At 65.9% G+C, this 11,164-nt stretch carries 11 protein-coding genes; 1 reads left to right on the forward strand and 10 read right to left on the reverse strand.

Annotated elements, in window-relative coordinates:
* Positions 1-63: 63 nt before the first annotated feature.
* Positions 64-909, reverse strand: a complete 846-nt coding sequence (fghA, locus tag PotMrB4_RS21730; protein ID WP_172434448.1) for an S-formylglutathione hydrolase — start codon at positions 907-909, stop codon at positions 64-66.
* Positions 910-987: 78 nt separating this feature from the next.
* Entirely contained in the window at positions 988-2,100 is a 1,113-nt protein-coding gene (locus tag PotMrB4_RS21735; RefSeq protein WP_172434449.1) for an S-(hydroxymethyl)glutathione dehydrogenase/class III alcohol dehydrogenase, read from the reverse strand.
* A 104-nt stretch (positions 2,101-2,204) separates the two neighbouring features.
* Here PotMrB4_RS21735 and PotMrB4_RS21740 point away from each other — a divergent pair, with 104 nt between their 5' ends.
* Positions 2,205-3,092, forward strand: coding sequence for a LysR substrate-binding domain-containing protein (locus PotMrB4_RS21740; RefSeq protein WP_074971931.1), 888 nt, complete (start codon positions 2,205-2,207; stop codon positions 3,090-3,092).
* On the opposite strand, the gene PotMrB4_RS21745 is transcribed toward PotMrB4_RS21740, so the two are convergent.
* The 8 genes from PotMrB4_RS21745 to accA form a co-directional block, all read right to left on the reverse strand.
* Positions 3,055-3,648 carry a hypothetical protein gene (locus PotMrB4_RS21745; protein WP_172434450.1) on the reverse strand — a complete coding sequence of 198 codons (594 nt, stop codon included), beginning with the start codon at positions 3,646-3,648 and terminating at the stop codon, positions 3,055-3,057. The genes PotMrB4_RS21740 and PotMrB4_RS21745 overlap by 38 nt on opposite strands.
* An 8-nt stretch (positions 3,649-3,656) precedes the next feature.
* The gene (gene ispD, locus PotMrB4_RS21750; RefSeq protein WP_172434451.1) at positions 3,657-4,364 is read right to left on the reverse strand and encodes a 2-C-methyl-D-erythritol 4-phosphate cytidylyltransferase; all 708 of its coding nucleotides are present in this window, start codon (positions 4,362-4,364) and stop codon (positions 3,657-3,659) included.
* Positions 4,361-4,642 carry a cell division protein FtsB gene (gene ftsB, locus PotMrB4_RS21755; protein WP_044414324.1) on the reverse strand — a complete coding sequence of 94 codons (282 nt, stop codon included), beginning with the start codon at positions 4,640-4,642 and terminating at the stop codon, positions 4,361-4,363. The genes ispD and ftsB overlap by 4 nt, the downstream gene beginning before the upstream one ends.
* 60 nt (positions 4,643-4,702) lie before the next feature.
* Positions 4,703-5,992, reverse strand: coding sequence for a phosphopyruvate hydratase (eno, locus tag PotMrB4_RS21760; RefSeq protein ID WP_107328240.1), 1,290 nt, complete (start codon positions 5,990-5,992; stop codon positions 4,703-4,705).
* 145 nt (positions 5,993-6,137) lie between these two features.
* Positions 6,138-6,983 carry a 3-deoxy-8-phosphooctulonate synthase gene (kdsA, locus tag PotMrB4_RS21765; protein WP_142015295.1) on the reverse strand — a complete coding sequence of 282 codons (846 nt, stop codon included), beginning with the start codon at positions 6,981-6,983 and terminating at the stop codon, positions 6,138-6,140.
* A gap of 2 nt (positions 6,984-6,985) precedes the next feature.
* Positions 6,986-8,617, reverse strand: a complete 1,632-nt coding sequence (locus tag PotMrB4_RS21770) for a CTP synthase (RefSeq protein WP_044414337.1) — start codon at positions 8,615-8,617, stop codon at positions 6,986-6,988.
* Positions 8,618-8,781: 164 nt separating this feature from the next.
* A complete protein-coding gene (tilS, locus tag PotMrB4_RS21775) occupies positions 8,782-10,152 on the reverse strand; it encodes a tRNA lysidine(34) synthetase TilS (protein WP_172434452.1) in 1,371 nt (456 codons plus the stop codon).
* Complete coding sequence (gene accA, locus PotMrB4_RS21780) at positions 10,139-11,089, reverse strand: acetyl-CoA carboxylase carboxyl transferase subunit alpha (RefSeq protein WP_044414343.1); 951 nt, start codon at positions 11,087-11,089, stop codon at positions 10,139-10,141. The genes tilS and accA overlap by 14 nt, the downstream gene beginning before the upstream one ends.
* Between the last annotated feature and the right edge of the window lie 75 nt (positions 11,090-11,164).

The raw sequence follows: 11,164 nt of genomic DNA on the forward strand, positions 1-11,164 counted from the left end.
GAACAGGGGCGGGATTCTACCCGAAAGCGGAGCGACCGATGGCCGCCCCGCCTGGGTAACGCGTCAGCCCTGCAGGGCTGAAGCGTGATGGCGCAGGTGATCGTCGATGAAGCTGGAGATGAAGTAGTAGCTGTGGTCGTAGCCCGGCTGCAACCGCAGGGTCAGCGGATGGCCACTGGCGCGGGCGGCAGCCTGCAGCGCGTCCGGCTTGAGCTGGCCCTCCAGGAAGTCATCGCGGTCGCCCTGGTCAACCAGGATCGGCAGACGCTCCTGGGCTTCGGCCAGCAGTGCACAGGCATCCCACTCGCGCCAGCGCGAACGGTCATCACCCAGGTAACGGGAGAACGCCTTCTCGCCCCAGGGGCAAGCCATTGGATTGCTGATCGGCGCAAAGGCCGAAACCGACTGGTAGCGCCCAGGGTTCTTCAGCGCGCAGACCAGCGCGCCGTGCCCACCCATGGAGTGCCCCGCGATGCCACGGCGGTCCGAAACCGGGAAGTTGGCCTCCACCAGCGCCGGCAGCTCATGCACCACATAGTCGTACATGCGGTAGTGACGGGCCCAGGGCTCCTGGGTCGCATTGACGTAAAAACCGGCACCCAGGCCGAAATCCCAGGCCTTGTCCGGGTCATCCGGCACACCCTCGCCCCGGGGGCTGGTGTCGGGCGCGACGATGATCAGCCCAAGCTCGGCCGCCAGGCGCTGGGCGCCGGCCTTCTGCATGAAGTTCTCGTCGGTGCAGGTCAGCCCGCTCAGCCAGTAGAGCACGGGCAGCTTCTCGCCCTGTTCCGCCTGGGGCGGCAGGTACACCGCGAACACCATGTCGCAGTTCAGGCAGGTCGAGCGATGGCGGTAGCGCTTGTGCCAGCCACCGAAGCTCTTGTTGCTGGAAACGATCTCGAGGGTCATGGGGGCCTCCGGGTCGTCCTCAGGTCAACGCACAGGCGACAGGCAATCCCTGCCGCCCTGCGCCAGCCGAAAGGGCGATCAGTAGTGGATGACGGTGCGGATGCTCTTGCCTTCGTGCATCAGGTCGAAGGCCTCGTTGATGCGATCCAGCCCCATGGTGTGGGTGATGAAGGTGTCCAGCGGGATCTCGCCCGACTGGGACTTCTCCACGTAGGTCGGCAGCTCGGTGCGGCCTTTCACCCCACCGAAGGCCGAGCCACGCCACACGCGACCGGTGACCAGCTGGAACGGACGGGTCTTGATCTCAGCACCGGCCGGAGCCACGCCGATGATGACCGACTCTCCCCAGCCCTTGTGGCAGCACTCCAGCGCCGCACGCATCAGGTCGACGCTGCCGACGCACTCGAAGCTGTAGTCCACGCCGCCATCGGTCATCTCGACGATCACGTCCTGGATCGGCTTGGCGTGGTCCTTCGGGTTGACGAAGTCGGTCGCACCCAGCTCGCGGGCCACGTCGAACTTGGAGGGGTTGATATCGATGGCGATGATGCGCGAAGCCTTGGCCATCTTGGCGCCGATGATGGCGGCCAGGCCGATGCCGCCGAGGCCGAAGATGGCGACGGTAGCGCCCTCCTCCACCTTCGCGGTGTTGAGCACGGCGCCGATGCCGGTGGTCACGCCACAACCCAGCAGGCAGACCTTCTCCAGCGGGGCTTCCTTGGGAATCTTCGCCAGGGAGATCTCCGGCAGCACGGTGTACTCGGAGAAGGTCGAGCAGCCCATGTAGTGGTAGATCGGCTGGCCGTTGTAGCTGAAGCGGCTGGTGCCGTCGGGCATCAGGCCCTTGCCCTGGGTCGCACGGACCTTCTGGCACAGGTTGGTCTTGCCGGACTTGCAGAACTTGCACTCGCGACATTCGGCCGTGTAGAGCGGGATCACGTGGTCGCCCACCGCCAGGGAGGTGACGCCTTCGCCCACCGCCTCGACGATGCCGCCGCCTTCGTGGCCGAGGATGCACGGGAACACACCCTCGGAATCCGCGCCCGACAGGGTGTAGGCGTCGGTGTGGCAGACACCGGTGGCGACGATGCGCACCAGGACCTCGCCCGCCTTGGGCGGCGCGACATCGACTTCGACGATCTGCAGGGGTTTGCCAGCCTCGAAGGCAACGGCGGCGCGGGACTTGATCATGGCGCTTCTCCAGCGATGTGAACGGTGGCGGGAGTGTAGATGACCTCGATTTGGTAAATAATCCACCACAAAGCAAAACTTTATTGCCACATAGGGATAATCCAATGAACCGCTGGGAAGGCCTGGACGAATTCATCGCCGTCGCGGAAACCGGCCAGTTCACCGCCGCGGCCCAGCGCATCGGCCTCTCTTCATCCCAGGTGAGCCGCCAGATCGCCCGACTGGAAGAGCGCCTGCAAACCCGCCTGTTCTACCGCAGCACCCGCAAGGTAGCGCTGACCGAGGCCGGGCAAACCTTCCTGCAGCACTGCCAGCGCCTGGTGGATGCGCGGGACGAGGCCATGCGCGCCATCAGCGACCTGACCGGCGAACCCAAGGGCCTGCTGCGCATGACCTGCGCGGTGGCCTATGGCGAGCGCTTCATCGTGCCGCTGGTGAACGCCTTCATGGCACGCCACCCGCAGCTGCGGGTCGACATCGAGCTGAGCAACCGCCCTCTGGACCTGGTGCACGAAGGGCTGGACCTGGCCATCCGCCTTGGCCGCCTGCAGGACTCGCGGCTGGTGGCGACGCGCCTTGCGCCCCGCGTCATGTACCTGTGCGCCGCCCCGAGCTACCTGGAACGCTATGGCCGGCCCCACAGCCTGTCCGAGCTGGCCCGGCACAATTGCCTGGTGGGCAGCTCGGACCAGTGGACCTTCCAGCAGGACGGCAAGGAACAGAGCCTAAGGGTGCAGGGCAACTGGCGCTGCAACAGCGGCCAGGCCGTGCTGGATGCCACGCTACGTGGCTTCGGCCTGTGCCAGCTCCCCGACTACTACGTGCTGGACCACCTGAAGAGCGGCGAGCTGGTGTCCCTGCTGGAGCAGCATCGCCCGCCGAATACCGCCGTCTGGGCGCTGTACCCCCAGCAGCGCCACCTGTCACCCAAGGTCCGCCAACTGGTGGATGCACTCAGGGACGGCCTGGCGTCGACCCACCCGGCGGCGTAGGCGTGGGGGCCCGCCCATGGCGATGCAGGAAGCCGTGGACGTGCCCGGGGAAGCGCGAAGCCACCCAGGCAAACCCCAGGTACTTGAGGACCTTGCCTGCCAGGATGGCGGCGAACGCTCCCGGGTAGGCCAGCGGCACGGTGGACAACGCCAGCAGCGCCGGCGTCTGCGGCAAGGGCAGCAGGGCCACAGCGAAGAGCGCCAGCAGCCCGTACTCATGGGTCCAGCCCATCACCCGCAGCCAGGAAGGGTCAGTGGCCATGGCCGGGAACCAGGCGTACAGCTGGCTCCAGCCCAGGTAGTGGGCGATCAGCATCATCCCCAGCGCACCGCAGCTGCTGCCCAGGGCGGCGAACAGGCTGACCACGCCCCAACGCCGGGGCGCCATGAGCACGGCGGGAACCACGACGGAGGTGATGGGATAGGCCGCCGTCAGGGTGCCGACGAAAGCCAGCCCCAGGCACAGCCAGGGCAGCCGCCAGCCGTCACCGGCCCAGCGCAGCAACCGGTGCAGGTAGCCTTCCAGGCGGGGCAGCAGGCGTCCCAGGCGCTTCATGGCAGGGCTCAGCGGTCGAACAGGCCACGCTGCAGGCGCAGCAGGTCTTCGGGGGTGGTGACCTTGATGTTGTCGGCGCGCCCTTCCACCAGACGGGGAGCAGCGCCTGCCCACTCCATCGCCGACGACTCGTCGGTGATCGCCACGCCGGCGACCAGCGCATCGGCCAGGGCCCGGTGCAGCGCACCGAAACGGAACATCTGCGGGGTGTAGGCCTGCCAGACCTGGCTGCGGTCGATGGTGTCGGCGACTCGCCCATCAGGGCCGATCCGCTTGAGGGTGTCCCGGGCGGGGACCGCCAGCAGGCCGCCCACCGGATCGTCGGCCAGCTCCGCCAGCAGGCGATCCAGGTCGGAACGGGACAGATTGGGTCGGGCCGCATCGTGCACCAGCACCCAGTCGCGCGGTTGCGCGCCGAGTTCGGCCAGACGCAGGAGTGCATTGAGCACCGAGTCCGCACGCTCCCGGCCACCCTCGGCGCGCTCGATGCGCGGGTCACGGGATGCAGCAAGGCTCGGCCAGTACGGGTCCTCCGGGCTCAGGCTAACCACCAGGCGCTTGAGCCGCGGATGGTCGAGAAAGGCTGCAAGGGTATGTTCGAGCAAGGTGCGTCCGGCCAGCTCCAGGTACTGCTTGGGTCGGTCGGCACGCATGCGGGCCCCCACGCCGGCGGCGGGGATCACGGCCCAGAATTCGGGGAGCTCGGGTGGGGTCATTCGGTGATCTGGTAGAGGGTCTCGCCCTCTTTGACCATGCCCAGCTCATGGCGGGCACGCTCCTCGACGGTTTCCGTACCCTTCTTGAGCTCCGACACCTCGGCCTCGAGGATGCGATTGCGCTCGAGCAGGCGCTCGTTCTCGCCCTTCTGCTCGGCGATCTGCTTTTCCAGTTCGGCGACTTGGGCGAGGCTGCCATCACCCACCCAGAGGCGATACTGCAACCCGGACAAGGCCAGGATCAGTACAACGAACAACCAGTAGGGGGATTTGGCCATCGAAAGAGAAGTATCCATACGAAAAGGGCAGCTTTCGCTGCCCTTTTTATCATCCCCGGCTTAGCCGCGGAACTCGGCACGACCGCGGTAAGGGGCCTTTCCGCCCAGTTGCTCTTCGATACGCAGCAGCTGGTTGTACTTGGACACGCGGTCGGAACGGCACAGGGAGCCGGTCTTGATCTGGCCGGCAGCGGTGCCTACAGCCAGGTCGGCGATGGTGCTGTCCTCGGTTTCACCGGAACGGTGGGAGATCACCGCGGTGTAGCCGGCAGCCTTGGCCATCTGGATGGCTTCCAGGGTCTCGGTCAGGGAACCGATCTGGTTGAACTTGATCAGGATCGAGTTGGCGATGCTCTTGTCGATGCCTTCCTTGAGGATCTTGGTGTTGGTCACGAACAGGTCGTCACCCACCAGTTGCACCTTCTCGCCGATCTTCTCGGTCAGGGACTTCCAGCCGGCCCAATCGGACTCGTCCATGCCGTCTTCGATGGAGATGATCGGGTAGCGCTGGGTCAGGCCGGCCAGGTAGTCGGCGAAACCGTTGGCGTCGAACACCTTGCCTTCGCCGGCCAGGTCGTACTTGCCGTCCTTGAAGAACTCGCTGGAAGCGCAGTCCAGGGCCAGGGTCACGTCGGTGCCCAGCGTGTAGCCAGCATTGGCGACGGCTTCGGCGATGGCGCCCAGGGCGTCTTCGTTGGAGGCCAGATTCGGGGCGAAGCCGCCCTCGTCACCCACCGCGGTGTTCAGGCCACGAGCCTTCAGCACGGCTTTCAGGTGGTGGAAGATCTCGGCGCCCATGCGCAGGGCGTCGGCGAAGTTCTTGGCGCCGACCGGCTGAACCATGAACTCCTGGATGTCGACATTGTTATCGGCGTGCTCGCCGCCGTTGATGATGTTCATCATCGGGACGGGCATGGAGTACTGGCCCGGAGTGCCGTTCAGATCGGCAATGTGCGCGTACAGCGGGACACCCTTGGCCTGGGCAGCTGCCTTGGCAGCCGCCAGGGACACGGCGAGGATGGCGTTGGCGCCCAGCTTGGCCTTGTTCTCGGTACCGTCGAGCTCGATCATCGCGCGGTCCAGGGCCTTCTGGTCAGTCGCGTCCTTGCCCAGCAGCAGGTCGCGGATCGGGCCGTTGATGTTGGCCACGGCCTTCAGCACGCCCTTACCCAGGTAACGGCTCTTGTCGCCATCACGCAGTTCCAGCGCCTCGCGGGAACCGGTGGATGCACCGGACGGCGCGCAGGCGCTGCCGATGAAACCGTTCTCGAGGATCACGTCGGCTTCCACGGTGGGGTTGCCACGGGAATCCAGAACCTCGCGGCCCTTGATGTCGACGATCTTTGCCATTGTTGTTAGCACTCCAAAGTTGACGATAACGCTGCAGCGAAATTAGAGGGGCGGGCCGTCCGGATGTTCATTCGGCAGTTCCGGCGAAAACATGACCGACTGGTCAGCTTGCGCCCGCCCGGCACTTTACCGGAGAACTGCCGGCTCAGGCAGTCTCGATCGGCGGAAAAGCCTTGACCAGGTCATCCAGGCGCTTGAGCTGGTCGAGGAACGGCTCCAGCTTGTCCAGGCGCAGGGCGCACGGGCCATCGCACTTGGCGTTGTCCGGGTCCGGGTGGGCCTCGAGGAACAGGCCGGCCAGCCCCTGGCTCATGCCCGCCTTGGCCAGGTCGGTGACCTGGGCACGACGACCGCCCGCGGAATCCGCGCGGCCGCCCGGCATCTGCAGGGCGTGGGTGACGTCGAAGAACACCGGGTAGCCGAACTGCTTCATGATGCCGAAGCCGAGCATGTCGACCACCAGGTTGTTGTAGCCGAAGGACGAACCGCGCTCGCAGAGGATCAGGCGATCGTTACCGGCTTCTTCGCACTTGGTCAGGATGTGTTTCATCTCCTGGGGTGCGAGGAACTGGGCCTTCTTGATGTTGATGACTGCATGGGTCTTCGCCATCGCCACCACCAGGTCGGTCTGGCGGGAGAGGAAGGCCGGCAGTTGGATGATGTCGCAGACCTCGGCCACCGGAGCGGCCTGGTAAGGCTCGTGCACGTCGGTAATGACAGGCACGCCGAAGGTCTTCTTCACCTCTTCGAAGATCTTCATCCCCTCTTCCAGGCCGGGGCCACGGAAGGAGTTGATGGAGGAGCGGTTGGCCTTGTCGAAGCTGGCCTTGAACACGTATGGGATGCCGAGTTTCTCGGTGACCCGCACGTACGCTTCGCAGACCTTCAGCGCCAGGTCACGGGACTCCAGCACGTTCATGCCACCGAAGAGCACGAAGGGCTTGTCGTTGGCGATCTCGATGTCGCCGACGCGAACGATCTTCTGCTGCATGCTCAGGCCTTCTTCGCTTTCTGGGCCAGGGCGGCCTTGACGAAGCCGCTGAACAGCGGATGGCCGTCACGCGGGGTGGAGGTGAACTCCGGGTGGAACTGGCAGGCGACGAACCACGGATGGTCCGGTGCCTCGACCACTTCGACCAGGGCGCCGTCGCCGGAGCGGCCGGTGATCTTCAGGCCGGCTTCCTTCAGTTGCGGCAGCAGGTTGTTGTTCACTTCGTAGCGGTGGCGGTGGCGCTCGACGATCTCGTCCTTGCCATAGCAGGCGTGAACCTGCGAGCCGGCCTCCAGCTGGCAGGCCTGGGCGCCGAGGCGCATGGTACCGCCCAGGTCCGAGGCTTCGGTACGGATCTCGGTGGCGCCGGTGGCGTCCTGCCACTCGGTGATCAGGCCGACCACCGGATGGCCGCTGGCCTTGTCGAACTCGGTGGAGTTGGCGTCGGTCCAGCCCAGTACGTTACGGGCGAACTCGATCACGGCCACCTGCATGCCGAGGCAGATGCCCAGGTAGGGGATCTTGTTCTCGCGGGCGTACTTGACGGTGGTGATCTTGCCTTCCACGCCGCGCAGGCCGAAACCGCCGGGGACCAGGATGGCATCGACGCCTTCCAGCAGGCTGGTGCCCTGGTTCTCGATGTCTTCGGAGTCGATGTAGCGCAGGTTCACCTTAGTGCGGTTCTCGATGCCGGCGTGGCTCATCGCTTCGATCAGCGACTTGTAGGCATCCAGCAGTTCCATGTACTTGCCGACCATGGCGATGGTGACTTCCTTCTCGGGGTTCAGCTTGGCGTCAACCACGCGGTCCCACTCGGACAGGTCGGCACCGCCACACTGCAGGCCGAAACGCTCGACGACGAAGTCGTCCAGGCCCTGGGCGTGCAGCACGGAGGGAATGCGGTAGATGGTGTCGACGTCCTGCAGGGCGATGACCGCACGCTCTTCCACGTTGGTGAACAGCGCGATCTTGCGGCGGGAGGACAGGTCGACCTCGTGGTCGGAGCGGCAGATCAGCACGTCGGGCTGCAAGCCGATGGAGCGTAGCTCCTTCACCGAGTGCTGGGTCGGCTTGGTCTTGGTCTCGCCAGCGGTGGCGATGTAGGGCACCAGGGTCAGGTGCATCAGCATCGCGCGCTTGGCGCCGACCTCCACCCGCAGCTGGCGGATGGCTTCGAGGAAGGGCTGGGACTCGATGTCACCCACGGTGCCGCCGATCTCCACCAGGGCCACGTCGGCATCGCCAGCGCCCTTGATGATGCGACGCTTGATCTCGTCGGTGATGTGCGGAATCACCTGGATGGTGGCGCCCAGGTAGTCACCACGGCGCTCCTTGCGCAGCACGTCGGCATAGACGCGGCCGGTGGTGAAGTTGTTGTTCTGGGTCATGGTGGTGCGCACGAAGCGCTCGTAGTGGCCCAGGTCGAGGTCGGTCTCGGCGCCGTCCTCGGTGACGAACACTTCGCCGTGCTGGAACGGGCTCATGGTGCCCGGGTCCACGTTGATGTACGGGTCCAGCTTGAGCATGGTGACCTTCAGGCCCCGCGCTTCCAGAATGGCGGCCAAGGATGCCGAGGCGATGCCTTTCCCCAATGAAGAAACAACACCACCCGTGACGAAGATGTAGCGCGTCATGAATAACCCTAGAAGTCAGCGTTTAGGCGGAAGGCCGCCGGAGAGAGCGAATCGGGCCTGGGCCCGGAATCTGGAACAGTGCCGAAACGGCAAGCACCTGCCAGTTCCGAGGGAATCGGCAGGTGCTCTGTAAGACGGGAGCGTAGTCTACCGGAAAGACCCTTTCAGCTCAAACCTTGGTCATTCGTCGGGGGTGTCCACGACAGGGTCCAGCCCCCCTCCCGAGGCCCCTCCAGCCCTTGAAGATTGGGCACCGCAAGCAGTTCGTCGCCTCGGTAGAGCAAGGGCAGGCGACCCCGGGCAAAAGCCGGGAAACCCCGTTCGTTGAGCAGCCGCTTGAGGTCACGGCGCCCCCGTCCGTCGAGCTGCATGGCCTCCCCGCCTTGGCGATAGCGCACCTGCAAGGGACCTTCCGGTCCCCGCCCTTCGATCCACACCACGCCATTGCCGTCCAGGGCCAGGGGATGCTCGGGGTTCGGCCAGGGCTGCGCCGCCGGCACGCCATCCAGCCAGGCGTTGCTGAGCCACCAGAGCCGGCCACCGGCGCGGCGCAGTTCGCCACCAGCCAGGCGCCAGACCGGTTCGGCATCCGGTGCGGCATCACGCAAGGCCACCCAGCCCGCCCAGTGATTGCTGTCGGGCATGGCCGTGAAGGTGGCGAGCCAGTGACGCAGGGCATTGCGCTGCCGTGGTTCGGACAACGCCAGCAGCGGATCGAGGGAGAGGGTCGGCAAACCCAGCCAGGGGAATGCCTCGGTGTCTCGCGCGGCAGCCAGGTCGATGGCCGCCAACTCCCCCAGCAGCGCCTCACCCTCGGCCAGGTGCGCAGCACTGCGGACCATGCCGCCGAGCGCGCGCGGCCAGCGTGACACCAGGGCAGGCAGGACGATCTGTCGCAGGTAGTTGCGGTCCAGCCGGGTGTCCTGGTTCGACGGGTCCTCGACCCAGTCCAGCCCTTGCTCCCGCGCATAGGCCTCCAGGTCCTGACGGGCCACGTCCAGCAACGGCCGCAGCAAGTGACCGTCGCCCAGAGCGCGGCTCACCGGCATCCCCGCCAGACCCCGCACGCCAGCACCGCGCATCAACCGGAACAGCAGCGTCTCAGCCTGATCGTCACGGTGCTGAGCCAGCATCAGCACCTGCCCCCCCTCAACGGCCTGCTCGAAGGCGCCATAGCGCGCCCGACGAGCGGCATTCTCCAGGCTGGCGCCCTCCTCCACGACAACGGAGGCATGCATCAAGGGCACACCGAGTCGGTCACACACGGCCTGGCAATGGGCCGGCCATGCCTCGGCAGCCGACTGCAGGCCGTGATGGACATGAAGTGCGCTGAGCGGCGGCACGTCACCCTGGCGGGAGAGCGCAACCAGCAGATGCAGCAGGACGGTGGAGTCGAGGCCACCGGAGAAGGCGACCGTCCACCCCGGCGCGGAACGCCAGGGCAGGGTGCGGGACAGCAGGAGGGAATGGAGCGAGCGGGCCAGTGGCGAGCCCTCATCAGCCCGCCCCGGCGCGTGGCCCTCAGGCCACGCCATAACTCATCAGACGCTCGTAGCGACGGGCCAGCAGGTCGTCGACCGACAGCTTCTTCAGGGTCTTGAGCTGGCCGAGTAGCTCCTCGCGGATCGACTGGGCCGCAATGGCCGGCTCGCGGTGGGCACCGCCCAGCGGCTCGGGAATGACCTTGTCGACGATCCCCAGGCCTTTCAGGCGCTCGGCGGTGATGCCCATGGCCTCGGCCGCATCGGGCGCCTTCTCGGCGGTTTTCCACAGAATGGAGGCGCAACCTTCCGGCGAGATCACCGAGTAGGTGGAGTACTGCAGCATGTTCAGGCGATCGCACACGCCGATGGCCAGCGCACCGCCGGAACCACCTTCGCCGATCACGGTGGCGATGATCGGAGTTTTCAGACGCGCCATGACCCGCAGGTTCCAGGCGATGGCCTCGCTCTGGCCGCGCTCTTCGGCATCGATGCCCGGGTAGGCACCAGGGGTGTCGATGAAGGTCAGGATGGGCATCTTGAAGCGCTCGGCCATCTCCATCAGGCGGCAGGCCTTGCGGTAGCCCTCGGGACGGGGCATGCCGAAGTTACGACGGACCTTCTCACGCACTTCACGGCCTTTCTGATGACCGATCACCATCACCGGCTGGTCGTCCAGGCGGGCTACGCCGCCGACGATGGCCGCGTCGTCGGAGAAATGGCGATCGCCATGCAGCTCGTCGAACTCGGTGAAGATGTGGCTGATGTAGTCCAGGGTGTAGGGCCGGCGCGGATGGCGGGCCAACTGGGCGATCTGCCAGCTGGTCAGGTTGCCGAAGATGCTTTCGGTCAGGGCGCTGCTTTTTTCCTGAAGGCGGGCAATCTCGTCGCTGATGTTCAGCGCATTGTCGTTGCCGACCAGGCGCAGCTCCTCGATCTTGGCTTGCAGGTCAGCGATCGGCTGTTCGAAATCCAGAAAGTTCGGGTTCATAGGCTTCCGTCGTGCGCGTGGGGCCAGGCGGCTGGGTCCATTTGGCGCCCTACCTTAATGGAAGGGCGCATGTGG

Origin of the sequence: Metapseudomonas otitidis, from assembly GCF_011397855.1 — a bacterium.
Classification (GTDB): Bacteria; Pseudomonadota; Gammaproteobacteria; order Pseudomonadales; family Pseudomonadaceae; genus Metapseudomonas; species Metapseudomonas otitidis.